Origin of the sequence: Sphingobium yanoikuyae, assembly GCF_013001025.1 — a bacterium.
Classification (GTDB): domain Bacteria; phylum Pseudomonadota; class Alphaproteobacteria; order Sphingomonadales; family Sphingomonadaceae; genus Sphingobium; species Sphingobium yanoikuyae_A.
Window position 1 is genome coordinate 4,110,392 of sequence record NZ_CP053021.1, and the last position, 26,207, is coordinate 4,136,598.

Below are 26,207 nucleotides of genomic sequence, written 5' to 3' on the forward strand. Positions count from 1 at the left end.
AGACCCACGCCGGTCGAGCCTCGCTCGGCCGGCGTTGTCGTATTTGACGTCAGTGCGTCGGGAACAGGATGATCGGCAGGGCGAAGACGAGGGCCAGGCCGGAGACGATGCGCTGGCCGCGCGAGATGCCCAAGGGCAGGTCGCGCCAGACCATCGGGCAGGCGAGCAGGGCGAAGACGACGAGGATGTTGGAGATCGCCACCGATCCGCCGATCGGCATGTCCTGCCGCAGCGCGAGGCCCGCGAACAGGCAGATGAAGCTCAAGATCCAGCCAACCAGCGCCATGACGGCCCCCTTTCCCTTGGGAGGCTAGAACGGCACGGTTTCCAAAAGCTTAATCACCGTCTTCGGGGATAGGCTCCCAGGGATCATAGCTGCCGAAGCTCCACACATTCCCCTCGGGATCGAGCGCGGTATAGCCGCGCCCCGGATAGCCCGGATTGTCATGCGGTTCGTCGACCACCACCGCGCCTTCGTTGCGGGCATGGAGGCAATGGGCGTCGACATCGGGCACGACCATGTAGACGCAGGCGGTGATGCCGCCGAGGTCGCGGACCGTCGACCAGGTGTAGAGCGACTCGCCCTCCATATCCTTGACGCTGCCCAGCATCACCATGCCCTCGCCCAGCACCAGCTGGGCATGATGGATGATGCTGTTGTCGAGATCGTCGGGATAGACGGCATGCCGCTCGAAGCCGAAGGCGGCGCACAGGAAATCGATGGCGGCGGGCGCATCGGCATAGCGCAGGCACGGGATGACGGGTGAACCGGGCATCTTTCCTCTCTCCTTTCGGTGAATCGGGCCTTCGGTGAATCAGGATGGCGAAGTCTGGACCTTGATCGCTTCAGGCTGAACCGGCCCGACGTGTGAATCAAGGCCCAGAATCACAGAATAGCGCCCGATCCCCGCCATCGATGAAGGCGGCAAGCGCTCCCCCCTCAGATGATCGGGCTCTAGCCTAGCGCGCGCCGACCGGCTAGGCGAAGGGGCATGACGACCCGCGATGACCTGGCCCTTGCCAACCGCCTTGCCGACGCCGCCGGCGCCGCCATCCGCCCCTTTTTCCGCGCGCGCTACGATCTGGAGATCAAGGCCGACAAGTCGCCGGTGACGGAGGCCGACCGCGCCGCCGAAGCCGCGATCCGCGCGATCCTGGAAAAGGAACGGCCGAACGACGGCATCATCGGCGAGGAATATGGATCGGTCCGCACCGATGCCGAGCGGGTGTGGATATTGGATCCGATCGACGGCACGCGCAGCTTCATCGCCGGGCGGCCGATCTTCGGCACGCTGATCGCGCTGACGCAAGGCAGCTGGCCGACGATCGGCATCATCGACCAGCCGATCGCGCAGGAACGCTGGGCCGGGATGAGCGGCCAGCCCACCACCTTCAACGGCAAGCCGGTGCGCACCCGCGCCTGCAAGGCGCTGGAAGGCGCCGGCATCGCCACCACCAGCCCGCATCTGTTCGCGCAAGGTGACGTGCCCCATTATATGGCGCTGGTCGGCGCCGTGTCGGGCGGATCGCCGCGGCAGGGGCCGGTCTATGGCGGCGACTGCTATAATTATGGCCTGCTGGCCTCGGGCTTCCTCGACATCGTCATCGAATCCGGGCTGCAAAGCTATGACTTCGCCGCTCTGGTGCCGGTGGTCGAGGGCGCGGGCGGCCTGATGTGCGACTGGAATGGCGAGCCACTGACCGCCGACAGCGAAGGCCATGTGCTGGCGCTGGGCGATCCGGCACGGCTGGAGGATGTGCTGGAGGCGATCCACGGCGCGGGTGACGCGCATGACCATGAGCATCATCACGATCATTGAGTGTGAGTTATGAAGCGCAGGTCAGTGATCCGAGCTTTGGGATTGGCGCTTCCATTTGCCTTGGCAATCGGAGGATGTGATCACCGGCTGCCGTTTTCGCCTGAGCTCTTCGAAAAGGCGAAGAAGCAGTGTGGTGCGCGGGATGCCTATATTTTGCCGGATTATCCGAAAGCCATCGCCTTTCACGGCGCTTCGGTCGATCATGAAAAGCAGGCCAAGTGCCTGAAGGACAAATTGCGAGAGACGGATATGGAGCAAATCATCCTGATCAGCTCGCAAATGTACGTCACTCCTTAATCCCCCGCCAACGCATCCCTGACGGCAGCATCGTAGAGGGCGCGATTGTCTTCGTCGAAGCAGACGAAGAGGATTTGGTCGAAGGCGTCGGGATCGCGGTGCAGCACCTCGACCACGGCGCGGGCGGCGACCTTGGCTGCTTGCGCCTTGGGGTAGCCATAGACGCCGGTCGAGATTGCCGGGAAGGCGACCCTGCGCAGGCCATGATGGCGGGCGAGCGAGAGGCTGTGGCTGTAGCAGCTGGCGAGCAGGTCGCGCTCGCTTTGATTGCCGCCCTGCCAAAGCGGGCCGACGCTGTGGATGACGTAGCGGGCCGGCAGCCGATAGCCGCGCGTGATCCGCGCCTCGCCGGTCGGGCAGCAGCCGATGCCCCGACATTCCTCCAGCAGGTCCGGCCCGGCGGCGCGGTGGATCGCGCCATCCACGCCGCCGCCGCCGAGCAGGCTGTTATTGGCAGCGTTGACGATCGCGTCGACCGCGCAACGGGTGATGTCGCCCGTCACTACCTCCCAGCGCGTCGTCCCGACCATCATCGCGTCAGTCCCTGATCGGCCCGCCGATCGACCAGACATGGCCGAAGGGATCGGTGAGCTGGCCATAGCGGGCGCCCCAAAACTGATTGTCGATCGGGAAGCGGATCGCCCCGCCGGCGGCCACCGTGCGATTCCACCAGCGATCGGCATCGTCCACTTCCAGATGCAGCGTGACCGCCGCCGGCTTTTCCGCCGTGGCACCGCCGCACATTTCGGGAAAATGATCGTTCAGCATCAGCCCGCCATCATTGACCGTCAGATGGGCGTGCATGATCCGCGTGCTATCCTCTTCCAGATGGCGGCTCTGTTCGGTGGCGCCGAAGGCAGCGGTGTAGAAGGCGATGGCGTCGGCGGCCTTGCCGTCGGCGATGGTCAGATGGGGCGTGACCCCTGGCAGGACGAACGACGTGTCGCTCATGATCCTCTCCTCGCGTCGACCCCTGATCGAGTCGGCAGGGCCGCAGGATAGGCCCGACGCATGACGTTCAGAAGATGCCGAGAAACTTCTTGTCCTGCGTCTTCTTCTCGGCCTTGCTGCCCTTGCCCGCTTCATCCTTTGCGGTGGTGCCGCGGCCGACATCGTCGCGTGGCTTGCCGCCACGGGTGCGCTGGGCGGCAGCATCGGCGCCGGCCAGCACCGGGCCGCAGGCCGCTGCCTTGGCATCGCCGATATCGACGAAGGCGAGCGTCGCGGCGATCGGCGTGGCAACGATGCCCAGCGCCGCCGCTGCGCCGCCGCGCGCGATCAGGTCCGGGCTGATGACGTTGATCGACGGCCGGGCGAAATAGCCGCCAATGCCGACCGGCGACTGGCCGGAGAAGAGGCTGATCTTCTTACCGTCAGCGCGGAAGGCGAGATCGAGGCTTTCATTCCTGAACGAGAAGCCGCCCCGGCCGACCATCACATTCTTGCGCGTGTCGATCAGGATCGGGTCGGCCGCCGCCACGCCGTTGCGCACGGTGAAGGCGATCAGGCCGCAATTGATCTGCACCGGATCCTTCAGCTTCTTCTCGAACATCTTGGTGATGAAGGTGCCGACATCGATTTCCGACAGCTGGACATTGCGCGCCCACATGCTGCCCGCCGGCAGGATGACGGCGATGCGGCCATTGGCGGTGGCAAGCGAGTCATGGACGGTATCGCCCAGGCCCGTCATCTGCATCCGCGCCTTGACCATGCCGGTCGTACCCGATTGCTCGACGCCCCAGCGGGCAAGCAGCGTGCCCATCGGCGTGGGTGCCAGGCGGACGTCATAGCTCGTGCGCACCGGCTGGTTGCGGGCGTTGATCTCTATGTCCGACGCGACATGGCCGCCCGCCATGTCGAAGCTCAAAGGCGACAGGGTGAGCAGGCTATGGTCGAGCTTCACCGTCATAGCGGCGTTGGCGATCGGCACGTTGGGCGCGCGGATCGTCTTCACGCTGTAGCGGACATTGGCATCGAAATTGCGGATCGCCTCGATCCGCAGCGGCGCGTCGGGCAGCAGGCGCGGCGTGCCCTGCACGGTCGTGATCGCGCCCGCCCCGCCCTGTGCATCCAGCCTCTGCGGATCATAGCCGATGAAGGGGCCGACATCGATGATGTCGAGCCGCTGGGTCGCCAGATCGGCGTCGAGCAGCAGGCGATTATTGGGCAGCGACACGGTGAAGCGGCCGGCAAGGTCGGACGCGCCGAACCGGCCCTGCAAATGGGTGAAGCGCCACTCCTCGCCCGCCTTGGTCAGGGCCGAGGTGAAGCGATAATGGCGGGTGCCGGGGATGGCCACGCCCAGGAAATCGAACAAATGGCTGAGATTGGGCCCCTGCGCCACGACGCGCAGGTCGCTGCCCTCCAACTCGGTCGCGCCGGGCAGCGTGCCGGTAACCTCCAGCACGGTCGCGCCCGCCTGTGCCCGCAACGCCAGGCTGTTCTTGCCGCCGGTGACGGTGGCGTTGGGCGACAGCAGACCGCCCTTCAGGGTGAAGGGCTTGCCGCGCATCGTGCCGGTGCCGGACAGGCGGACATCGCTGGCGAAGCGGGTGTCCTGCGCCTTCACCGTCTCGAAGCCGATATCGGTCGAGAGCATCAGCACCGGATCGCGATAGCGCATCGTCGTGCCGGCGAGCAGCGCACGGCGGACGAGCGGCAGGGTCATCGGCTCGCCCTTGCGGTCGGGGTCGCCCAGCGTCCATGTATTATGCTGCCGGTCGCGCGACCATTCCAGGTCGGCGGCGGCACCCCGCAGTTCGAGCCATGGGACGCGATATCTGCTGCCGAAGATCAGGCTCAAGGGCGCGATCCGTGCATCGATCAGGTCGGCGCGCAGCAGGTCGGGCCGGCTGGCCCAGGGCAAATTGGCGATGCGCATGTCTTCGGCCCGGAACTTGATCGCGATCGGCGCGAAATAGAGCTGAAAGTCGCCGCCGACCTGCACCTGCCGCTCCAGCCGGGCGGACAGGATGCGCTCGAACGGTCCCTTGAGGAACCGCCCCTTGGTGATGAACAGGATCAGCCACAGGGCGAAGATTATGCCGATGATCCACAATAGGATGCGCGCCGGCAGCGGCAGGCGCCGCCAGCGGTCGCGCGCGCGGCGAAGATGCGCACTCGCGCCACCGGGCTGGGCGGGCTTGGACGCGCTGGGCGGCACAGGTTCGACATCGGCCATGGCGGGGTCAACGCGGGCATGCCGCCTTTGGGTCCGAATCGCTTGCTTTTGCGGGCGCGGCCGACTATGGGCCGCCCTTCGCGATATTCAGTGAGACCGCCCGGCTAACTAGGGCTGCCGTGGCTGTCTGTAATCGTCGCGCCAAACAAGGAGACGAAAATGCCCAAGCTCAAGACCAAGAGCGGTGTGAAGAAGCGCTTCAAGTTCACCGCTTCCGGCAAGGTCAAGCACGGCGTCGCTGGCAAGCGTCACCGCCTGATCTCGCACAACGCCAAGTATATTCGCCAGAACCGTGGCACTTCCGTGCTGTCCGATGCCGACGTGGCTCACGTCCGCCTCTGGGCACCCTACGGCCTGAAGTAAGGAGTAGAGGACAATGGCACGCGTAAAACGTGGTGTAACCACCAAGGCGAAGCATAAGAGGATTTTGGTTCAGGCGAAGGGCTATTATGGCCGTCGCAAGAACACGATCCGCGTCGCTCGCCAGGCCGTCGAAAAGGCCGGCCAGTACGCTTATCGCGACCGCAAGGTCAAGAAGCGCACTTTCCGTGGCCTGTGGATCCAGCGCATCAACGCGGGTGTCCGCGCTGAAGGCCTGACCTATTCGCAGTTCATGCACGGCCTGAAGCTGGCCGGCGTCGAGCTGGACCGCAAGGTCCTGGCCGACATCGCGATGCACGAAGGCGAGGCGTTCAGCGCCATCATCGCCCAGGCCAAGGCTGCGCTGCCCGCAGCCTGAAGCTGATCGATCGTAGAGATCGTCAAAGGGGCGCCGGGGCAGAAGCCTTCGGCGCCCTTTTTGTTTTTCCTCGACCTCCGTTCGTTTCGAGCGTGTCGAGAAATGCCCGCACTGCGCGTGCCGCTTCTCGACTTCGCTCGAAGCGAACGGTGAAGGGAGCGCCTTGGAGAAGTGATCCCATGTCGCTGCATCTCTGGTGGTTATATGTCACGGCGGTCTTCCTGATCTCGGCCACGCCCGGCCCCAACATGCTGCATGTGATGACGCAGAGCATCGCCCATGGTCCGCGCAAGGCGCTGGTGACGATGGCGGGGCTGATGAGCGCCGTGCTGCTGTGCCTGATCGCGTCGGCGCTGGGCCTTGGCGCGCTGCTCAAGGCGTCGCCGCGCCTGTTCGACATATTGCGCTATGCCGGCGTCGCCTATCTCATCTGGCTGGGGATCAAGGCCTGGCGCGCGCCGGTCGGCACTGCCGACGGCGGCGATGCCGGCCCGGTCCGCTCCGCCCGTGCGCTGTATGCGACCGGCCTGCTGACCGGCCTGTCCAACCCCAAGCTCATCATCTTCGCCGCCGCGCTCTTCCCCCAGTTCATCGACCTGGCCCGCCCCTTCTGGCTGCAGCTGGCAATCCTGATCGTCAGCTTCGTGGTGATCGAAAGCTTCTGGTACTCGGTCTATGCGCTGGGCGGCCTGCGCCTCGCCCGCTGGCTGGCGCCCGCCAACCGGCAGAAGCTGTTCAACCGCGGCACCGGCCTGATGTTCATCGGCTTTGGCGGCGCACTGCTGGGGGCAAGGGCTTAACCCCCAACTCCGTCATTCCCGCGAAAGCGGGAATCCATTTCCGGACAAGGCCAATGCAGCGAGACTTCGATCCGACAGTCTACATATTGGCCAGCCATAAAAATGGCACACTCTACGTCGGTGTCACATCAAACCTCGTGCAACGCCTGTATCAGCACCGTTCTGGCTTGATCGAAGGCTTCACCAGCGACTACGGGGTCAAGCGACTGGTCTGGTTCGAATGCGGCGCATCCATGGAGGAAGCAATCCGGCGCGAGAAGCAGATCAAGAAGTGGAACAGGCAATGGAAGATCGACCTGATCGAACGGAGCAATCCCGATTGGCGCGATCTGGCTATCGATTTGGGCTTTGAGCCATTGGACAGTCGGCGCATCGATTGAGCGTCAGGATGATTGGTTAGCGCGGGAGATGGATTCCCGCCTTCGCGGGAATGACGAATGATATGACCGAAATTAGCGCACTGAAAGCCGGCCTGATCGCCGACATCGAGGCTGCCGACACGCTGGACGCGCTGGAAGGGCTGCGCGTGGGCGCGCTGGGCAAGAATGGGGTCGTCACCGGCCTGTTGAAGACGCTGGGCGGCATGTCGCCCGAGGAGCGTCTGGAGAAAGGCCCGCCGATCCAGGATCTGCGCGAAAGCGTGACCGCCGCCATCGCCGACCGAAAGGCCGCGCTGGAGCAGGCCGCGCTCGACGCCCGCCTCGCTTCGGAAAAGGTCGACATGACCCTGCCCGCCGATCTGGGGCCGCAGGGCAGCGTCCACGCCGTCAGCCAGGTGATGGACGAGCTGGCGGAAATCTTCGCCGACCTCGGCTTCTCGGTCGCGACCGGTCCGGAGATCGAGGACGACTGGCATAATTTCACCGCGCTCAATATCCCGGAGACGCACCCGGCGCGCGCGATGCACGACACCTTCTACTTCCCCGACGAGGAAGGGCAGAAGAAGATGCTGCTGCGCACCCACACCTCGCCGGTGCAGATCCGCACCATGATGACGCAGGAGCCGCCGATCCGCATCATCGCGCCCGGCCGCGTCTATCGCAGCGACTCCGACGCGACCCACACGCCGATGTTCCACCAGATCGAAGGTCTGGTGATCGACAAGGGCATCACGCTTGGTCATCTGAAGTGGACGCTGGAGACCTTCCTCAAGGCCTTTTTCGAGCGCGAAGATATCGTCCTGCGCCTGCGCCCGAGCTATTTCCCCTTCACCGAACCCTCGGTGGAAGTCGATGTCGGCTACACGCTGACCAATGGCCAGCGCGTCATCGGCGGCGACGGCGATGCACCCGGTGGCGGCTGGCTGGAAGTGCTGGGCAGCGGCATGGTCAACCGCCGCGTGATCGAGGCCTGCGGTCTTGATCCCGACGAATGGCAGGGCTTCGCCTTCGGCACCGGCGTCGATCGCCTCGCCATGCTGAAATATGGCATGAACGACCTGCGCGCCTTCTTCGACGGCGATCTGCGCTGGCTGAAACATTATGGATTTTCGGCACTCGACGTGCCCACGCTGTCGGGAGGAGTCGGCGCATGAAGTTCACCCTGAGCTGGCTCAAGACGCACCTCAAGACCGATGCCGATCTGGCCACCATCCTCAAGACCCTGAATGCCATCGGGCTGGAAGTCGAGGATGTGGAGAACCCGGCGGAGAAGCTGGGCGCGTTCAAGATCGCCAAGATCCTGACCGCCGAGCGTCACCCGCAGGCCGACAAGCTGCAGGTGCTGAGCGTCGACCATGGCGACGGCAACCCGCTGCAGGTCGTGTGCGGCGCGCCCAATGCCCGCGCCGGCCTGATCGGCGTGTTCGGGGTCGAGGGCGCGGTGGTGCCGGTCAACGGCATGGTGCTCAAGAAGACCGCCATTCGCGGCGTCGAATCCAACGGCATGATGTGCTCCACCCGCGAACTGGAGCTCGGCGACGATCATGACGGCATCATCGAACTGGCCGGCGACGCGCCGGTGGGTGAGGTCTATGCGAACTGGGCCGGCCTCAACGATCCGGTCATCGACGTGTCGATCACGCCGAACCGTCAGGACTGCATGGGCGTGCGCGGCATCGCGCGCGATCTGGCGGCGGCGGGCCTGGGTACGCTCAACGCCATCATCGTGCCGGAGATTGCCGGCGTCGGCCCCGGCCCCGACGTGCGCACCCACGATGTCGAGGGCTGCCCCGCCTTCTTCGCCCGCTCGGTCAAGGGCGTGACCAACGGCGCCTCGCCCGAATGGATGGCGCGCCGGCTGAAGGCGATCGGTCAGAAGCCGATCAGCGCGCTGGTGGACATCACCAACTACATCATGATCGACCTCGGCCGGCCGCTCCATGTCTATGACATGGCGACGCTCAAGGGCGGACTGGTCGCGAGGCTGGGCAAGGCCGGCGAGGAAGTGCTGGCACTCAATGGCAAGACCTATGCCATTGACGAGACGATGACCGTCATCGCCGACGACGAAGCCGTGCATGACATTGGCGGCATCATGGGCGGCGAACATTCGGGCGCGCAGGACGGCACCACCGACGTGCTGATCGAATGCGCCTATTTCACGCCCGAGCGGATCGCGGTGACCGGCCAGAAGCTGGCGCTGACCTCTGATGCGCGCGGCCGGTTCGAGCGCGGCGTCGACCCCGCCTTCCTGGACGACGGCCTGTCGATCGCCACCAGCCTGGTCATGACCCTGTGCGGCGGCACCGCGTCGGAAGCGACTCGCGCCGGCACCCCGCCCGCCACGCCCAAGACGGTCGCCTATGCGCCCGACCAGTGCCTGGCGCTGGCCGGCGTCGACGTGCCGCATGACGTGCAGAAGCGCATTCTGGAAAGCCTGGGCTTCGGCGTCAGCGGCGACGCCGGCGGCATCGAATATCAGGATGGCGTGCCGGTGAGCGTGCCGGGCCACTGGACCATCAGCGTGCCGACCTGGCGCCGCGATGTCGATGGCTGGCCCGACATTGTCGAGGAAGTGGTGCGCATCGTCGGTCTGGACCATGTGCCGTCCACCCCGTTGCCGCGTGTGCCGGGCGTCGCCCGCCCGACCGCCACGGCCGAGCAGCTGGTCGAGCGCCGCGTGCGCCGCACCGCCGCCGCCCGAGGCCTCGCTGAAGCGATCAACTGGTCCTTCATTTCCGAGAAGGAAGCCGCAAGCGTTGGCGGTGGCGACTGGACGCTGGCCAATCCGATCTCCGAAGACCTCAAGGTCATGCGGCCCTCGCTGCTGCCCGGCCTGCTGTCGGCGACCAAGCGCAATGTCGATCGCAGCGCCACGTCGATCCGGCTGTTTGAACTCGGCCGGCGCTATTTCAAGCAGGGCGAGCGCGCCACCGTCGGCTTCGTGCTGGCTGGCGAGAAGAGCCCGCGTGGCTGGCAGGGCGGCAAGGCCCAGCCCTTCGACGCGTTCGATGCCAAGGGCGAAGTGATTGCGCTGCTGGCGGCGGCCGGCGCGCCGGTCGGCAATCTGCAGAGCATGGGCGAGGCATCGGCGGCCTATCATCCGGGCCAGTCGGGCACGCTGCGCCTTGGCCCCAAGGTGGTGCTGGCCGAATATGGCGTGCTGCATCCCAGCCTGGCCAAGCAGTTCGGCCTGTCGGGCACGGTGGTCGCAGGCGAGATCTTCCTCGACGCGATTCCGGCCAAGCGCAAGAGCGGCTTCATGCGCGCGCCTTACGCCCCGCCGGCCCTGCAGGCGGTGAAGCGCGACTTCGCTTTCCTGGTGCCCGAAGCCGTCGAGGCCGATGCGCTGGTGCGCGCGGTCAAGGGCGCGGACAAGAAGGCAATCGTCGACGCGCGCCTGTTCGACGTCTTCACCGGCCCCGGCGTGGATGAAGGCCACAAGTCGCTGGCGGTGGAGATCACGCTGCAGTCGGGCGAGAAGAGCTTCGCCCAGGAAGAGCTGGACGCGATCAGCGCGGCGGTGGTCAAGGCCGCCCAGAAGCTGGGCGCGAGCCTGCGCGGCTAAAGCAAGAAAGGCTGGCGATGGACGGGAAGGCTGAACGACTTCAGGCCCGCCTCGCCGGCCTTTTCTACATCGGCACCATTGGCTGCGGCATGTTCGCCGAGGCGGTGGTGCGCGCGGCCCTGATCGTGCCGGGCAACGGGCGCGAGACGATGCGCAACATCGCCGACTATCCCTGGCTCTATCGCGCCGGCGGGGCGAGCGATGTCGCTATGCTCTGCTGCTATCTGGCGGTGACCGCCCTGCTCTATGGCCTGTTCGCGCCGACCGGGCGGGTGCTGGCGCGCACCGCCGCGCTGTTCAGCCTGACCGGCATTGCCGTGCTGGCGGGCAACAGTCTGCTGCATCTGCTGCCGCTTGCGCTGATCGATGGTGCGCCGCATCCCGGCATTCCGATGGCGGAGGTGCAGTCGCTGGTGCGGATCAGCCTCAGCCTCCACAACGACCTCTACGGCATCAGCCTGATCTTCTTCGGCATCTATTGCCTGTTGATAGGCTGGCTGGCGATCCGATCGCGACGATTGCCGGTGGTGGTCGGTGCGCTGCTGATGGCGGGCGGCGCGGTCCATCTGATCGCGCGCAGCCTGGCGCTGCTGTCGCCGGCGATCGGCGAGGCGATCCCCGGCCAGCTCGATTTCGTGCCGTTGCTGGGCGAAGGCGCCTTCGCCATCTGGCTGCTGCTGTTCGGGGCGCCGCGCCCGGCGGCGCCGGAGATCAGCCCGTGATCTTGCAGCCCTTTTCTGCCGCCATACCCCGCAGATAACCGCGTCGGGCGATGCCAGCGGCTACGGCCGCGCGCAGGCGACGTTCGGCCGGAGCGGCCCCGCTGATCTCACGCACGACACCGCGGAAGGGGATCAGCGAATTGACGATTGACTTGCCGACGCCTTCGGCAATCTTGCCGGTGCGATCCTCGTTCGCTGCCTGGCCAACGGTGAAGTCGGGGCCGAGCACGGCATTGAGTTCACCCATCGATGCGTTGAGGCCCTTGCAGCTCTTCGACGGCGGCGGCGCATAGGGATTTTCCACCGCCTTCTGCAGCAGCGGCGGCGTTTCGGTCTTGTCGATGCCGACGTCACGCGCCGGCTGAGTCGCGATGTTGCCCGCCTTGTCGAGCGTGTCGTCCTTCTTCTTGGTCTGCTCCTGCGCCAGCGCGGACGTGCCCAGCAGCAGCAAAATCGTGGCGGTCGATATGGCAATCTTCATCGATGGTCCTCCCGCTGGCTGAACCCGCCAGACCCCGTGTCGGTTCCTCAACGTAACGATTGCGAAGCAGGCGAGACAGGGGAGATTTGCCGCGCTATGTCGCTCGCCAAACTGGAGTGTTTCGCCATGAACGACCGCATCGCCATCGCCTCCGACAATCTGTCCGCCAGCATATCGCCGCTGGGCGCCGAACTCTGGTCGCTGACCGATCCGCAGGGCCGCGAGCTGATGACCGATGCCGACCCGCAATGGTGGACCGGCCATGCCCCCCTGCTCTTCCCGTTCGTCGGCCGGTCGCGCGGCGACGTCTATCGACTGAACGATGTCGACTATCCGATCGGCCAGCATGGCTTTGCCCGGACCAGCCCCTTCACCCTGGTCCATCGCAATGAGGAAGCCGCCCTGTTCCGGCTGGAGGCGGACCGGGAGACGCGCGCCGTCTATCCGTTCGACTTCCGGCTCGACATGGGGTTCGTGCTGGAGGGGCCGAGCCTGCGCATGACCGCGACCGTCATGAACCGGGGCGAGACGGCAATGCCCTTCTGCTTTGGCTATCACCCCGCCTTCGCCTGGCCGCTGCCCTATGGCGGCAGCGTCGAGGACCATCGCATCCGCTTCGAGCAGGCCGAACCCGCGCCGATCCGCAAGGTCGGCAGCGAACCGGGGCTGATCGCGCTGGAGAGCGTGCCCTCCCCGGTCGAGGGGATGGAACTGGCGCCGACCCATGATATGTTCGCCGGTGACGCGCTGATCTGGGACGATCTCAACAGCCGGTCGCTGAGCTGGGGCGTGCCCGGCAAGCCGCACCTGAAGATCGATTTCCCCGATACGCCATGGCTTGGCCTGTGGCAGAAGCCGGGCGCTCATTATCTGTGCGTCGAACCCTGGGCCGGTATGGCCGACCCGGTCGGCTTCACCGGCGATGTCTGGGACAAGCAGGGCATCATGCCCCTGCTGCCGGGCGACAGCCGATCCTTCCGCATGGACGTGACGCTGGTCGACGTGTAACGGGCTTTCCCAAGTTCCGTTCAGGCTGAGCGAAGTCGAAGCCCTCCACTGAGCGCAGCGAAGTGCCTCGCCTCCGCTCGGCAAGGCCCTTCGACTTCGCTCAGGGCGAACGGGTTATTTTACTCGGACCCCAGAAAACAGCCCCATGAGCATCCCATCCCGCCGCACCTTCGCGATCATTTCCCACCCGGACGCCGGTAAGACCACGCTGACCGAAAAGCTGCTGCTGGAAGGCGGCGCGATTCATCTGGCCGGCGAGGTCAAGGCGCGCGGCGCGAACCGGCGCGCCCGGTCGGACTGGATGAAGATCGAGCAGCAGCGCGGCATCTCCGTCACATCCTCGGTCATGACGTTCGAACGGACGCGCGATGGCGAGACCATTACCTTCAACCTGCTCGACACGCCGGGCCACGAGGATTTCAGCGAGGATACCTATCGCACCCTGACCGCGGTGGACTCGGCGGTGATGGTGATCGACGCGGCCAAGGGCATCGAGCCGCAGACACGCAAGCTGTTCGAGGTCTGCCGCCTGCGCAACGTGCCGATCATCACCTTCGTCAACAAGGTCGATCGCGAGGGCCGCGAACTGTTCGGCCTGCTCGACGAGGTGGCGGACCAGTTGCAGCTCGACGTCTGCCCGATGAGCTGGCCGGTCGGCATGGGCGGCGAGTTCGAGGGTATTTACGATTTCGCCACCAACCGGCTGATGCAGCCCACTGGCCCGTCCAAGGAATTTGACGGCACCCGCCACCAGTTCAGCGGCCTGGATGACCCGAAGCTGGCCGATTACCTGTCCGAGCGGGGCCTGGAAAAGCTGCGCGAGGAAGCCGAGCTGGCCCAGGGCGGCTATGCCGAGTTCGACCTGGAACGCTATCGCCATGGCGACCTGACCCCGGTCTATTTCGGGTCGGCGCTCAAGCTGTTCGGCGTCACCGAGCTGATCGACGCGCTGTCGGCCCATGCGCCGCCGCCTCGCGCCCAGCCGGCCGAGCCGGCCCCGGTCGAGCCCGAGGGCAGCGAAGTCACCGGCTTCATCTTCAAGGTGCAGGCGAACATGGACCCGATGCACCGCGACCGCATCGCCTTCATGCGGCTGGTATCGGGCAAGTTCCGCCGCGGCATGAAGCTGACCCCGTCGGGCAGCGGCAAGGCGCTGGCCGTCCATTCGCCGATCCTGTTCTTCGCGCAGGACCGCGAGCTGGCGGACGAGGCCTTCCCCGGCGACATCATCGGCATCCCCAATCATGGCGCGCTGCGCGTGGGCGACACGCTGAGCGAGAAGCCCGGCCTGCGCTTCACCGGCCTGCCTAATTTCGCCCCGGAAATCCTGCGCCGCGTCCAGCTCAAAGACCCGACCAAGACCAAGCAGCTGCGCAAGGCGCTGGATGACCTGTCCGAAGAGGGCGTGATCCAGGTCTTCTATCCCGAGATCGGCAGCAACTGGATCGTCGGCGTCGTCGGCCAGCTGCAGCTGGAAGTGCTGATCAGCCGGCTGGAGGCCGAGTATAAGGTCGCGGCGGTGCTGGAACCTTCACCCTTCGACACCGCTCGTTGGATCAGCGGCGACGATCAGGCGATCAAGGATCTGGTTGCCTATAATGGCGCCAACATGGCCAAAGATCGCGACGGCAATCTGGTGTTCATGGCGCGCAGTGCCTGGGACATCGGCTATCAGCAGGAGCGCCATCCCAAAGTGAAGTTCAGCGCCACCAAGGAGCGCTAAGCGGACAGCGAAAGTGACAGGGCAACGCCCTGTCACTTCAAGCGTCAGGCCGTCACCCAATCCTTGCGCAGCGCCTTGCCAGCGAGCGCCATGAACAGGCCGGCGAGCAGGTAGAAGCCAAGCGCCGCGACGATGGCGTAGCGCAGCGCTTCCTGGCCATAAGTCGGGGTCAGCGCATCGGACAGGGCGCCGACGCTCCAGCTGCCAAGGCCAAGGCCGACGAGATTGTTGATCAGCAGGAAGGTCGCCGAGGCGCTGGCGCGCATATGCGGGGGCACCAGATGCTGCACGGCGGTCAGCACCGGGCCGAGCCAGACATAGACCAAGGCCTGCGGAATCAGGAACAAAGCGAAGGCGAAGCCGACGCTGGACGAGAGCACCCCGACCACGAACAAGGGCATGCCGATCACATAGCTGATCGCGGGCACCCAGGCGAACCAGGCCTTGTCGCGATTGCCCATGGCGTCGCCCAGGAAGCCGCCGAGCAGCACGTCCGCGACCCCGCCCAGCAGCAGCAGCCCGCCCAGAAACTGGCCCGCGCCCAGCAGGTCGAGGCCGAAGCTGCGCATCAACAGGCTGGGCAGCCAGAAGGCGACGCCATAGCCGCACATCGAGCTGCACGCGGCGCCCAATGCCAGGAACCAAAAGCTGCGTTTGGCCGCGAGAATGCCGAACACCGCGCTGACCGGGACGGGCGTACCCGACTGCACGGGCCGGGCGGGTTCGCGCACCACCAGGCGGAAGAGCGGCGCGATGAGGATGCCCATGATGCCGACCGCGATGAAGGCGGTGCGCCATTCGACGGTCTGGGCGATATAGCCACCCAGCAGCACGCCGCCGGCCGAGCCGAGCGGGATGCCGAGCGAATAAATGGAGAGGGCACGGGCCCGCTGATGCTGCGGGAAATAGTCGGAGATGACGGCATAGGAGGGGGCGACGCCGCCCGCCTCCCCCACGCCGACGCCGATGCGGAACAGGAACATCTGCATGAAATTGCCGGCCATGCCGCAGAGCGCGGTGAAGCCGCTCCAGATGGCAAGGCTGACGGTGATGACCCAGGTGCGGCTGGTCCGGTCGGCGAGCAGCGCCAGCGGGATCGCCAGCGTCGAATAGAGGAGCGCGAAGGCGATGCCGCCCAGCGCGCCGAGCTGGGTATCGGTCAGCCCCAGCTCCGCCTTGATCGGCCCGGCGAGGATGCCCAGGATCTGCCGGTCGAGAAAGTTGAAGGTATAGACCAGCAGCAGCATCGCCAGCACGACGCCACGATAGGCGGGGGAAGAGGTTCGGTCGGTCATGCGGGCCTGATACCAAATTTTCCGTTCGCTTCGAGCCTAGCCGAGAAGCCGGTTATGCAATGGTTCTCGACAGGCTCGAACCGAACGGATGGGAAACGCAGCTTAGAACTTGACAGACCCGGTCACGAACACCTGGCGCGGGTTGCCGTAGAAGGCGGTGAGCGTGCCTTCCTTGCCCAGCGAGGGGGTGGGATAGCCGGCCGCATTGTTGATGATCGCGCCGGTCACCGGATTGGCCGCGACGAAGGTATAGCCCGAGGTCTTATATTCCTTGTCGAGCAGGTTCTTGCCATGGACGCCGATGCTCCAGCGATCGCTGGGCGCGGTATAGACCAGGCTCGCATCCCACAGCGCATAGCCCTTCTGATCGATATAGGGGTTGGGGATTTCGAACTGATAGGTCTTGGAGCGCCAGGAGACGGTGCTGCCGAAATAGAGGCTGCCATCGCCCACCGGGACATTGTAGCTGAGCGTGCCGCTGGCGGTCCATTTCGGCGTGTTCTGGACCCGGCGATAGTCGGCGACATCGGTCGGCACGCTGGCGATATTGGCGATATATTCGCGATAATCGGCATCGATGAAACCAACCGCGGTCTGCAGGTTCAGACGGTCGCCGCCACTGAAGATGTCGCGACCAAGGCGCGCATTGCTTTCGAACTCCAGCCCCTTGAAGCGCGCCTTGCCGGCATTCGACACGACACCGCAGAAGGAGGGCGTGGGCACGCCGCCGACATTGACGGTGCAGGCGACCGAACCGGGGATCTGCACATCCTTGTAGTCGGCATAGAAGCCGGCGACCGCGACATAGAGGGCGCCGTCCATCAGATTGCCCTTGTAGCCGACTTCATAGCTGTCGACCTGTTCGGGCGCGAAGCTGAGGAAGGAGGCAATTTCGCTGTCCTGGCGGATGCCGTCGCCATTGAGGTCGGGCGCGTTGGTGCCGACCCCGCGCGGGTCGAAGCCGCCGCCCTTGAAGCCCTTGGAATAGCTGGCATAAATATTGTGATCAGCGGTCGGCTGGTAGCTGACCGAGAAGCGCGGCGTGAATTTCTTGAACTCGCGCTCGCCCCGGAAATTGGTGCTGGGCGCGCCGAAGGGGATACCGGCGCCGTCGAACACCGGCGAGCCGCCACCCAGATAGCTTTGCCGCAGGATATTGGCGCGGCGCGTATCCCAGGTATAGCGGCCACCAGCCGACAGGCTGAGCTGATCGGTCAGGTCGAAGCTCATGTCGCCGAACACGGCATAGGTTTCGGTATCGACATTGGCCTGGGTGAAGGCGGTCAGCCCGGCCACGGTGGTGAAGATACGGGTATCGAACTGGGTGTCGGCGCTGGCATCAAGATAATAGAAGCCGACCATGCCGTGCAGCCGGCCCTTGTCATAGAGAAGCTGGAATTCCTGGCTGAGCTGTTCGTTCTTGTAATAGGCCGGCACATCGACATCGACGGCGGGGAGCGCGTCGAAGTCGATCGGCGAGGCGCTGTCATCCTTGCGCCAGGCGCTGATCGAGCGCAGCGTCACCGCGTCGCTCAGCTCCGCCGTCAGGTTCATCGACAGGCCGTAGGACTTCACATATTGCTTGGGATCGACCAGGCCGCCACGGGTGTCGAACACATCGTCCAGCACCGGCGCGCCCGATGCCTGGCCCGGAATCAGGCGGTGGCCGCCACGCGGGTTGCTGTTATCCTTGGTATAGTCGCCGGTGATGCGCATCAGCACCGGCGCGCCATAGCCGCCCATTTCGAAGGTGGCGCGGCCGGCCCAGATATCCTTGTTATAATTATCCTGCCCGGTGGTGAGATTCTTGCCGAAGCCGCCGCGCGACAGGCGGGCAAAGGCACCACCCACGCGCATCAGGTCGCCGATCGGCGCCGACACGCTGATGATGCCATCGGCCTGATCATAGCTGCCATAGCTGCCCTTGAGCTTGAGCGAGAAGTCCTGCGGCAGCATCTTCGTGACATATTTGACCGCGCCGCCGATCGTATTGCGGCCATAGAGCGTGCCCTGCGGCCCGCGCAGCACCTCGATCCGTTCGACATCATAGATGTCGAGCAGCGCACCCTGCGGCCGGTTGAGATAGACATCGTCGAGATAGATGCCGACGCCCTGTTCGAAGCCGGAAACCGGATCCTGCTGGCCGACACCGCGGATGAAGGCGGTCAGCGTCGAATTGGTGCCGCGCGACGCCTCCAGCGTGGTGTTGGGGGTGACGTTCGCGAGGTCGCTGATGTCGATCGCCCCGCCCCGTTCCAGATCGGCGCCAGAGAAGGCGCTGACCGCGATCGGCACCGACACCAGCGTTTCCTCACGCCGGCGGGCAGTGACGATGATGCCGGCCTCTTCGGTGTCGGCGGCGGGCGCCGACGCGTCCTGCGCGAAGGCGGGATATGCCATCGCGCCGGTCCAGGCGGCGGATGCGAGGGCAAGGGCACGAATGCTGTGATGGGCCTTCATCGGCGTTTCCTCTCCTGAAGCGGCCCCCGGTCATCCGGGTAGCCAATCTGCTTGCCCTTTGAATAATGAAAGTTGAACCAGCTTTCAACTTCAAATATGAGGGACGGTGAACAAGGCCACCAGACGTCCTCAAATGATTGAAAAGGCACGTATTGGCAGGCAGAGGGAGAGAGCATGACCGATCCGGCTTCCCCACGGGATGAGAGACGCGATGACAAGGCGCCGCGCACCGCGCGGGGCGAACGCACGCTTCGCGCGCTGCTGTCGGCGGCGGCCGAGGAGTTTGGCGAAAAGGGATTTCACGACGGGTCGGTGAGCGGCATCACCCGCCGGGCGGGCTGCGCCTTGGGCAGCTTCTACACCTATTTCGACAGCAAGGACGATATCTTCCGCGCGCTGGTCAACGACATGTCGGGCCAGGTGCGCGACTATGTCTCGCCGCGCATCGCCGACGCACGCAACGGGATCGAGGCGGAGCGGATCGGCCTGCTGAGCTTCCTGGAGTTCGCGCGCGCCCACAAGGAAATCTACCGCATCATCGACGAGGCCGAGTTCGTCGACCAGGCCGCCTATCGCGCCCATTATGAGAATACCGCCAGCCGCATGGCCGCGCGCCTGAAGAAGGCCGCGCAGCAGGGCGACGTGCGCGCGGACGTGGAAGAGGTCCATGCCTGGGCGATCATGGGGATGAATGTTTTCCTGGGGTTGCGCTATGGCGTGTGGGACGACAGCCGCCCCGCGCAGGAGATTGCCGACATCGCCAACGCGTTGATCGAGAAGGGGATCGGCAAGCGCGCTTGAGGGTTGCACCGCTGCCGCCTATCGGGACAAGCACCGATGGTCGCGCCCTGCCCCTGCTGATAGGGCCGGGCGTCAGGCCCCAAAGCAAAAGGCGGACAGGCGATGCGCACACTCCAAAAACAGACATTCCTTCTGGCATCGATCCTGCTGGTCAGCGGCTGTGCGACCACCGCCACGCCGCCGTCGGCCAGCGCCCCGGTGCCGCCGACCACGATCGAGGCGGTCGGGCAACTGACCAAGGCCATCCCCTTCCCGCGCGGCTATCTCGACCCCGCCGCCCTGCCCAACAGCCTGACCCTGCTGCCGCCCCCGCCCGCCCCCGGCACCGCCGCCAAGGCCGCCGATGAGGAAGCCTATCGCGCCGCGCTCGCCGCGCCGGCCGATCGCCAGGCGCTGGCCGCGTCGGACGCGGACCTGGGCTGGCCGCACATGGTCCAGTCGTTCGAGCCGATCGCCGGCCTGTCGCTGTCGGACGGCACCCACCCGCACCTCACCATGCTGCTGCGCCGCGCTGCTGCGGATGCCGCTTTCTCCACCTCGCGCGCCAAGGGTCATTATCAGCGGGTGCGCCCGTTCGTGGAGCATGACGGCAATACCTGCCGCCCGCAGGACGAGCCGATGCTGCGCAAGGACGGCTCCTATCCATCGGGCCATACCGCGATCGGCTGGATGCTGGCGCTCGTCCTGACCGATGTCATGCCCGACAAGCAGGATGCCCTGCTCAAGCGCGGTTATGAATTTGGCGAGAGCCGGGTCATCTGTCGCGCCCATTGGTTGAGCGATACGCTGGCCGGCCGGGTCGTGGCATCGGCCACCTATGCGCGGTTGCAGTCCGATCCGGTGTTCCGTGCCCAGCGCGAACTGGCGCGGCAGGAATTGGCTGCGCCGCACTGATCCAGCCGCTTTGCCTTTGGCGCGGAAGCCGCTAAAGCCGCGCTCCATGAGCGACGCTGCAGCAAAACCCGCCCCCAAGGACTGGATTCTCGGCATTCATGCCTATGTGCCGGGCAAGTCCGCCGCCGATGACGGCCGGCCGCTGATCAAGCTGTCCGCCAACGAGAACCCGCTCGGCACCGGCGCGGCTGCCCGCGCGGCGCTGGTGGCGGCGACGGCGGACCTGGCCACCTATCCCGATCCCGGCGCGGCCAAGCTGCGCGAGGCGATCGGCGCGGTCCACGGCCTTGACCCCGCGCGCATCATTTATGGCACCGGGTCGGACGAACTGCTGCATATCGCCGCCAGCGCCTATGCCGGGCCGGGCGACGAGGTGCTGTATGTCCGCTACGGCTTTTCGGTCTATGACATCGCCGCCCGCCGCGTCGGCGCGACGCCGATCGAGGCGCCCGACGCCGATTATGCGACCGATGTCGATGCGCTGCTGGCCTGCGTGACGGAGAAGACCAAGGTCGTCTTCCTCGCCAACCCCAACAATCCCACCGGCACCATGACCAGCCGGGAAGAGATTGCGCGGCTGCACGCCGGGCTGCGCCCCGATATCCTGTTCGTGCTGGACCAGGCCTATGCCGAATATCTGGACGCGGACGAGGATGATGCGGGGCTGGAACTGGCGAAGACCGCCAGCAACGTGCTTGTCACCCGCACCTTCTCGAAAATCTATGGCCTGGCGGCCGAGCGGATCGGCTGGGGCTATGCCAGCCAGGACGTCATCGACATCCTCCACCGCATCCGCGCGCCGTTCAACGTGACCACCGCCGGCCAGGCCGCCGCGGTCGCCGCGATCCAGGATAATGAATGGGTCGAGGCGAGCCGCGCCCATAATGCGCAATGGCGCGAATGGCTGGCGGGCGAGATCGCGTCCCTCGCCAACCATGGCCTGCGCGCGGTGCCCAGCCGCACCAATTTCCTGCTGATCCTGTTCGATGGCAAGCTGACCGCCGAGGCAGCGATGAAGGGGCTGTGGGACGAGGGCTATGCCACACGCTGGCTGCCCGGCCAGGGCCTGCCCAACGGCCTGCGCATCACCATCGGCACCGAGGAACAGACCCGCGCCGTCGCCGCCAAGCTGCGCGCCATGGCGGAGGCGGCCTGACGCGATGCTGCCCTTTTCCCGTGTCACCATCATCGGCCTTGGCCTGATCGGCTCCTCGCTGGCGCGGGCGATCCGCGAATATATGCCCACCGTCCGCGTCACCGGCCATGATGCCGACCCCGCCGTGCGCGAAACCGCGCGGCGCATCGACCTGTGCGACGACATCACCGATACGGCCGGCGCATCCGTCACCGACGCCGAGCTGGTGATATTGTGCGTGCCGGTCCGCGCCATGGGTGCAGCGGCGGCGGAGATTGCCGATGAACTGCCGGCCGACGCGATCATCAGCGACGTGGGTTCGTGCAAGGCGGACGTGCTGGCGCAGCTCAACGCCGCCCTGCCCGGCCGCATCATCATCCCGGCGCACCCAGTGGCCGGCACCGAAAATAGTGGGCCGGAAGCGGGCTTTGCCACCCTGTTCAAGGGACGCTGGTCCATCGTCACCCCGCCCGCCGATGCCGATCCCGCCGCCGTCGAGCGGGTGTCGGAACTGTGGCGCCGGGTCGGCGCCGATGTCGAGACGATGGACCCGGCGCATCATGACCTGGTGCTGGCGGTGACCAGCCATTTGCCGCACCTGATCGCCTATACGATCGTCGGCACCGCCAGCGACCTGGAGAATGTCACCCAGAGCGAGGTGATCAAATATTCGGCCGGTGGCTTCCGCGACTTCACCCGCATCGCCGCGTCGGACCCGACCATGTGGCGCGACGTGTTCCTGGCGAACAAGGAAGCGGTGCTGGAAATGCTGCAGCGTTTCTCGGAGGATCTGTCGACCCTGCAGCGGGCGATCCGCTGGAATGACGGCGACACGCTGTTCAACCTGTTCACCCGCACCCGCGCCATCCGCCGGTCGATCATCGAACAGGGTCAGGACGACGCCAAGCCCGACTTCGGCCGCTCGCATTGATAGCAAGCTGCCATGATGCTTACGCATCAGCAGCTTGAAACGCTCAGGCGCCGCGCGGGCTTAGCAAAGCGCCAAGGGCGCTTTGCGAACCTGTTCAATTGAGCGCGTTGATCGCGGCGTGGACGCGGATCTCGGCCTCCTTGCGGTCGAGGCCGGTGGGGACGATCTCACCCACCTTGTAGGTGATGGTGCCGGGGCGCTTGAGGAACTTGCCGCGCGGTGAGACGACGCCGCTGTCGATCGCGATCGGCACCACCGGCAGGCCGAGCAGGCTGTAGAGACCGGCAAAGCCGGACTTCAGCGGCGGCGCTTCGCCATGGGGCACGCGCGTCCCTTCCGGGAACAGGCAGACCGCCCGCCCCTGCGCCACGGCGTCCTTGGCGGAAGCGCGCAGACTGCGCAGCGCACTGGCGCCGGCGGTCCGCTCGATCGGAATCAGGCCGTAGCGCCGGGCGATGCCGCCCCAGAAGGGAATATCGAGTAGTTCGCGCTTCGCCCCGATCACCGGCCGGTCGAACAGGCAGAGCAGGTCGATCGTCTCGAACATCGATTCATGCTTGATGATGTAGAGATAGGGACCGATCGGCAGGTCGCCATCGACCACGATCCGCTGCCCCAATATCCAGCGCACGCAGAGGCGATGAAAGCGGCTCCAGCCGGTCGCAGCCGACTGGACATGCGCGGGCTTGAACATCCCGCCGATGACGGCCGCCAGCACGAAGAAGGCGGTGCCGACATAGAAAGCCAGCATGAAGACGAGCGAGCGAAGGGCAGTGAACAGGGTCATAGATCAGATACCAAAGAGCGCGGCCACGCGGCGCGCGAGATATTTATTATATTCCCGCACCAATATGGTGAGGCTGGGGCGGCTGGGCACCGCGTCATAGACAAGGTTGATGCGGCCCGGAAGCGCCTGACGCAGTTCGAGCGCGGAACGACGCATATGCCAGTCGGTGGTGATGAGGCGGACGCTTTTATAATCGCGCCGTTCCAGCCAGCGGGCCGTCTCGATCGCGTTGGAGCGGGTGTCGATCGCCTCGCGCCCCAGGGTGATGCAGCAGGTGAAGAGCGACAGCCGGGTCTTATATTCGGCCGCCAGTTCGACCGGACGGACCGAGCGGTCGACGCCCGAAATCAGCATGCGCTTGGCCGCGCCTTCCTCCAGCAGGGCCAGCCCGCGGTCGATCCGGCCGGCGCCGCCGGTCAGCACGACGATAGCATCGGTCTGTCGCCCGTCGAGCGGCTGGGGCAGGAACATCGCGAACCAGGCAAAGCCCAGCATCCAGCCGAGCAGTGTAACGGCGATCAGGCGGACGATCATAGCGAGCGCCCGAGCGCGCGCAGCACGGTCCAGCGGCCGGTAAGCGTCGACAGGAGAATGCCGGCGATCGGCAGCGCCGCGAGCAGCGCCCAGCTGGTCCAGGGCAAGGCGACGGCGCCCATCAGCTGCGATCCGGTGGCTGACAGGCGTGCGCCGATCAGCAGGATCACCAGCACGGCGAAGGAAAAGCCCAATGCGCCGCCCATGGTCGCGTCGAGCGCGATCCGGCGCTGGAACAGGCGGGCGATCTGCACATCGGTCGCGCCCATCAGGTGCAGCACCTCGATCGTGGTGCGATGGCTGTCATGCGCGCCGCGCGCCGCCAGCACGACGACGGCGCCGGTGGCCAGCCCCATCAGCAGCACCAGCCCGCCCGACAGCCAGCCCAGCGCGGTGAGCAGGCCGGCGAGCGGCGCAAGGAAGGCGGCATGGGGTTCGACCCGCAGGCTGGGCGACAGGGTAGCGAGCGACCGGCGCAACCGGTCGACCTTGGCCGTCGCATCGCCCGGCGTCAGGCTGACGTCGATCAGCGCCGGGATCGGCAGGTCGCCGCTGGTCACATCGGCGCCGAGCCAGGGACGCAGTTGCTGCGCCAGCGTCGCGGCCGGGACCGGTGCGACGTGACGCACATCGCGATTGCCGCGCAGCGCCTGTTGCACGCGGGCGGAGAGACGGTCGCGCTGCTGCGCATCGGCCTCCACCACCTGAACCGTGGCGCGGCCGGCAAGATCGGCGCTCATCGCGCGGACGGCAGTGCCAAGGCCCAGGCCAGCCGCGGCGGCCAGCACGGTCAGGAACATCATGATCGCGATGATCCAGGGCATCGGCCCTGCCACGCGGCCGGCGGGCAGCAGGCGATGGCGCGCGGCGGCCGCGCTGCGACGATTGCCCCCGGCCATCAGGCGCCACCCTGCGGACGGGGCGGATAGCGCAGCGCACCGGTGGGATCGGCCAGCCGGCCCTTGTCCAGCCGCATCATCTGCGCACTCGCCACCTGCGCCATCAGCGGCAGGTCATGGGTGGCGACGACAATCGTGGTGCCGAGGCGATTGAGCGCCTCGAACAGGGTCATCAGGCGGCGGGCCATGTCCGCGTCGACGTTACCGGTCGGTTCGTCGGCGACCAGAATCTCCGGCCGGCCGATCACCGCGCGGGCGATGGCGACGCGCTGCTGCTCCCCGCCCGACAGGGTGGCGGGCCGCGCCTGACCGCGATCGCCCAGCCCGACCCAGTTCAGCATTTCGCTGACCGGCGCGTCGATCTCGCTTTCCTCCATGCCCGCGACCCGCAGCGGCAGGGCGATATTGTCATAGGCGGACAGATGCGGGACCAGCCGGAAATCCTGGAACACGACGCCGATGCGGCGGCGAAAGCCGGGCAGGCGCTTGCGGGGGAGCGTCACCACATCCTCGCCGAACAGGCGGATCACGCCGCGACTGGGCCGCTGGGCGAGATAAAGGAGCTTGAGCAGGGATGTCTTGCCCGCGCCCGAGCTGCCGGTGAGGAAATAAAAATCGCCGCTGTTGAGCGAGAAGCTGACGTCGGACAGGGTCTCGCTGTCCAGACCATAGCGCAGGCCGACATTTTCGAACTGGACAATGGCCGACATAAGTGACGTGTGGCGCCGATGCGCTCCCTGCTTCCCCGAAGCCCTGCCATGGCACAGGCGGCGGGGACGCGTAAAGGGCAGGCCGACAAACTATCCCGCGCAATGCCGCGAGTCGCGCCCATGAGCTGGTCTGTGTTTCAGACTCTTGCCCTAGAGTCCCTGCCATGCCTATGAAGCAGAATGATCCTGGTGTGCCCCAATTGCGCGACGCGCTACATCGTGCCCGACACCGCCGTCGGCCCGGACGGACGCCAGGTGCGGTGCGCCGCCTGCAAGCATAGCTGGTTCCAGGAAGGCCCCGCCCCCGCGCCGCGTGAAGAGGCGCCCGAACCGGTCGCTCCCGCGCCGGTTGCGCCGCCACCCGCTCCTCCGCCACCACCGCCGCCTCCCCCCGTGGAAGCGGCGCCTGCCGAAGCGCCGATGCGATTCACGCCGGCGCCCGAGCCGGAACCGGTCGCACCCGCGCAGCCGGAGGCCGCTGCTCCGCCGCCGGTCGAACCTGCGGCCGAGCCGACACCCGCAATCGCCCCCGATTACCGGTTCGACGACATTTATGCCGGCGTATCGCAGCCGGCCGAAGAGGTGCCACCGCCGCCGTCGCTGCCGGCCAAGCGTCGGCGCAATGGCGCCAAGCTGCTGACCTGGGCTGCCGTCCTCTTCTTCCTGCTGGTCGCGGCCGCCGGCGCTGCCCTCCATTATTTCGGGCCGCCGGCCTGGGCGGTGAATATGGGGCTGGTCGCCGAAGAGGGCGATCCGGACCTGCTCTTCTATCTTTCCAAGCCTGCCGAGCGGCGCAAGCTGCCCACCGGCGAGGAATATTTCGCCTTTGGCGCGCGGATCGTGAACAGCGGCAAGCAGGCGCTGCCGGTGCCGCCGGTGCTGGTGCAGTTGCGCGACCGGCAGAACCGACTGGTGTTCAGCTGGACCACCAAGGCGGACAAAGCCCGGCTGAAGCCCGGCGAGGAAGCGTCGATCAACGAAAGCCGGATCGACATTCCCAAGAATGCCGAGAATCTCTCGCTGACCTTCGTCGAATAAGCCT

Annotated in this window: 28 protein-coding genes; 16 read left to right on the plus strand and 12 right to left on the minus strand. The window is 66.1% G+C overall.

What is annotated here, in order from left to right:
* Positions 1-49 precede the first annotated feature (49 nt).
* Positions 50-286, minus strand: a complete 237-nt coding sequence (locus tag HH800_RS19840; protein WP_169862063.1) for a hypothetical protein — start codon at positions 284-286, stop codon at positions 50-52.
* Between the two features lie 49 nt (positions 287-335).
* On the minus strand, positions 336-776 hold the full coding sequence (locus HH800_RS19845; RefSeq protein ID WP_004208902.1) for a VOC family protein: 441 nt from the start codon (positions 774-776) through the stop codon (positions 336-338).
* A gap of 216 nt (positions 777-992) precedes the next feature.
* Here HH800_RS19845 and HH800_RS19850 point away from each other — a divergent pair, with 216 nt between their 5' ends.
* Both HH800_RS19850 and HH800_RS19855 read left to right on the plus strand, forming a co-directional pair.
* Positions 993-1,820 (plus strand): inositol monophosphatase family protein, encoded by an 828-nt coding sequence (locus HH800_RS19850; protein WP_169862064.1) that lies wholly within the window; start codon positions 993-995, stop codon positions 1,818-1,820.
* 9 nt (positions 1,821-1,829) lie between these two features.
* Positions 1,830-2,117 carry a hypothetical protein gene (locus tag HH800_RS19855; protein WP_169862065.1) on the plus strand — a complete coding sequence of 96 codons (288 nt, stop codon included), beginning with the start codon at positions 1,830-1,832 and terminating at the stop codon, positions 2,115-2,117.
* Here the strand turns inward: HH800_RS19855 and HH800_RS19860 are convergent.
* The 3 genes from HH800_RS19860 to HH800_RS19870 form a co-directional block, all read right to left on the minus strand.
* Complete coding sequence (locus HH800_RS19860) at positions 2,114-2,650, minus strand: O-acetyl-ADP-ribose deacetylase (protein WP_169862066.1); 537 nt, start codon at positions 2,648-2,650, stop codon at positions 2,114-2,116. The genes HH800_RS19855 and HH800_RS19860 overlap by 4 nt on opposite strands.
* 4 nt (positions 2,651-2,654) lie before the next feature.
* On the minus strand, positions 2,655-3,068 hold the full coding sequence (locus HH800_RS19865; protein ID WP_169862067.1) for a VOC family protein: 414 nt from the start codon (positions 3,066-3,068) through the stop codon (positions 2,655-2,657).
* A gap of 67 nt (positions 3,069-3,135) precedes the next feature.
* Positions 3,136-5,298 (minus strand): AsmA family protein, encoded by a 2,163-nt coding sequence (locus tag HH800_RS19870; RefSeq protein WP_169862068.1) that lies wholly within the window; start codon positions 5,296-5,298, stop codon positions 3,136-3,138.
* A 159-nt stretch (positions 5,299-5,457) separates the two neighbouring features.
* Between HH800_RS19870 and rpmI the strand changes: the two genes are divergently transcribed.
* The 7 genes from rpmI to HH800_RS19905 all read left to right on the plus strand — a co-directional run bounded on the left by rpmI (position 5,458) and on the right by HH800_RS19905 (position 11,507).
* Positions 5,458-5,661 (plus strand): 50S ribosomal protein L35, encoded by a 204-nt coding sequence (gene rpmI, locus HH800_RS19875; protein WP_004208916.1) that lies wholly within the window; start codon positions 5,458-5,460, stop codon positions 5,659-5,661.
* A 13-nt stretch (positions 5,662-5,674) separates the two neighbouring features.
* Positions 5,675-6,037, plus strand: a complete 363-nt coding sequence (rplT, locus tag HH800_RS19880; protein ID WP_004208917.1) for a 50S ribosomal protein L20 — start codon at positions 5,675-5,677, stop codon at positions 6,035-6,037.
* 179 nt (positions 6,038-6,216) lie between these two features.
* Positions 6,217-6,837 carry a LysE family translocator gene (locus tag HH800_RS19885; protein WP_010338655.1) on the plus strand — a complete coding sequence of 207 codons (621 nt, stop codon included), beginning with the start codon at positions 6,217-6,219 and terminating at the stop codon, positions 6,835-6,837.
* Between the two features lie 53 nt (positions 6,838-6,890).
* A complete protein-coding gene (locus tag HH800_RS19890; protein WP_169862069.1) occupies positions 6,891-7,217 on the plus strand; it encodes a GIY-YIG nuclease family protein in 327 nt (108 codons plus the stop codon).
* A gap of 62 nt (positions 7,218-7,279) precedes the next feature.
* A complete protein-coding gene (gene pheS / locus HH800_RS19895) occupies positions 7,280-8,371 on the plus strand; it encodes a phenylalanine--tRNA ligase subunit alpha (RefSeq protein WP_004208920.1) in 1,092 nt (363 codons plus the stop codon).
* A complete protein-coding gene (gene pheT / locus HH800_RS19900; RefSeq protein WP_169862070.1) occupies positions 8,368-10,785 on the plus strand; it encodes a phenylalanine--tRNA ligase subunit beta in 2,418 nt (805 codons plus the stop codon). Before pheS ends, pheT begins: the two co-directional genes overlap by 4 nt.
* Positions 10,786-10,802: 17 nt before the next feature.
* Positions 10,803-11,507 (plus strand): DUF4386 domain-containing protein, encoded by a 705-nt coding sequence (locus tag HH800_RS19905; protein ID WP_169862071.1) that lies wholly within the window; start codon positions 10,803-10,805, stop codon positions 11,505-11,507.
* Here the strand turns inward: HH800_RS19905 and HH800_RS19910 are convergent.
* A complete protein-coding gene (locus HH800_RS19910) occupies positions 11,497-11,988 on the minus strand; it encodes a hypothetical protein (RefSeq protein ID WP_169862072.1) in 492 nt (163 codons plus the stop codon). The two genes, HH800_RS19905 and HH800_RS19910, sit on opposite strands and share 11 nt — an antisense overlap.
* A gap of 126 nt (positions 11,989-12,114) precedes the next feature.
* Here HH800_RS19910 and HH800_RS19915 point away from each other — a divergent pair, with 126 nt between their 5' ends.
* Complete coding sequence (locus HH800_RS19915; RefSeq protein ID WP_169862073.1) at positions 12,115-12,996, plus strand: aldose 1-epimerase family protein; 882 nt, start codon at positions 12,115-12,117, stop codon at positions 12,994-12,996.
* 145 nt (positions 12,997-13,141) lie between these two features.
* Positions 13,142-14,719 (plus strand): peptide chain release factor 3, encoded by a 1,578-nt coding sequence (locus HH800_RS19920; RefSeq protein WP_017502740.1) that lies wholly within the window; start codon positions 13,142-13,144, stop codon positions 14,717-14,719.
* Positions 14,720-14,763: 44 nt separating this feature from the next.
* Here the strand turns inward: HH800_RS19920 and HH800_RS19925 are convergent, their stop codons facing one another.
* Positions 14,764-16,014 (minus strand): spinster family MFS transporter, encoded by a 1,251-nt coding sequence (locus HH800_RS19925; RefSeq protein ID WP_169862074.1) that lies wholly within the window; start codon positions 16,012-16,014, stop codon positions 14,764-14,766.
* A gap of 102 nt (positions 16,015-16,116) precedes the next feature.
* The gene (locus HH800_RS19930; protein ID WP_169862075.1) at positions 16,117-18,474 is read right to left on the minus strand and encodes a TonB-dependent receptor; all 2,358 of its coding nucleotides are present in this window, start codon (positions 18,472-18,474) and stop codon (positions 16,117-16,119) included.
* 174 nt (positions 18,475-18,648) lie between these two features.
* Here HH800_RS19930 and HH800_RS19935 point away from each other — a divergent pair, with 174 nt between their 5' ends.
* From HH800_RS19935 to HH800_RS19950, 4 genes are all read left to right on the plus strand, one after another.
* On the plus strand, positions 18,649-19,275 hold the full coding sequence (locus tag HH800_RS19935; protein ID WP_169862076.1) for a TetR/AcrR family transcriptional regulator: 627 nt from the start codon (positions 18,649-18,651) through the stop codon (positions 19,273-19,275).
* A 102-nt stretch (positions 19,276-19,377) separates the two neighbouring features.
* Entirely contained in the window at positions 19,378-20,169 is a 792-nt protein-coding gene (locus HH800_RS19940; RefSeq protein ID WP_169862077.1) for an acid phosphatase, read from the plus strand.
* Between the two features lie 46 nt (positions 20,170-20,215).
* Positions 20,216-21,325, plus strand: coding sequence for a histidinol-phosphate transaminase (gene hisC, locus HH800_RS19945; RefSeq protein WP_169862078.1), 1,110 nt, complete (start codon positions 20,216-20,218; stop codon positions 21,323-21,325).
* A gap of 4 nt (positions 21,326-21,329) precedes the next feature.
* The gene (locus HH800_RS19950; protein WP_161733942.1) at positions 21,330-22,235 is read left to right on the plus strand and encodes a prephenate/arogenate dehydrogenase family protein; all 906 of its coding nucleotides are present in this window, start codon (positions 21,330-21,332) and stop codon (positions 22,233-22,235) included.
* A 94-nt stretch (positions 22,236-22,329) separates the two neighbouring features.
* On the opposite strand, the gene HH800_RS19955 is transcribed toward HH800_RS19950, so the two are convergent.
* The 4 genes from HH800_RS19955 to ftsE are packed head-to-tail and all read right to left on the minus strand — an operon-like array spanning position 22,330 to position 25,165.
* A complete protein-coding gene (locus tag HH800_RS19955) occupies positions 22,330-23,022 on the minus strand; it encodes a lysophospholipid acyltransferase family protein (RefSeq protein WP_169862079.1) in 693 nt (230 codons plus the stop codon).
* Between the two features lie 3 nt (positions 23,023-23,025).
* A complete protein-coding gene (locus HH800_RS19960) occupies positions 23,026-23,556 on the minus strand; it encodes a YdcF family protein (RefSeq protein ID WP_010338644.1) in 531 nt (176 codons plus the stop codon).
* Positions 23,553-24,455 (minus strand): cell division protein FtsX, encoded by a 903-nt coding sequence (locus tag HH800_RS19965; protein WP_169862080.1) that lies wholly within the window; start codon positions 24,453-24,455, stop codon positions 23,553-23,555. Before HH800_RS19965 ends, HH800_RS19960 begins: the two co-directional genes overlap by 4 nt.
* Positions 24,455-25,165 carry a cell division ATP-binding protein FtsE gene (ftsE, locus tag HH800_RS19970; RefSeq protein WP_004208937.1) on the minus strand — a complete coding sequence of 237 codons (711 nt, stop codon included), beginning with the start codon at positions 25,163-25,165 and terminating at the stop codon, positions 24,455-24,457. Before ftsE ends, HH800_RS19965 begins: the two co-directional genes overlap by 1 nt.
* 180 nt (positions 25,166-25,345) lie before the next feature.
* Between ftsE and HH800_RS19975 the strand changes: the two genes are divergently transcribed.
* Complete coding sequence (locus tag HH800_RS19975) at positions 25,346-26,203, plus strand: MJ0042-type zinc finger domain-containing protein (protein ID WP_169862081.1); 858 nt, start codon at positions 25,346-25,348, stop codon at positions 26,201-26,203.
* The last annotated feature ends 4 nt before the right edge of the window (positions 26,204-26,207 follow it).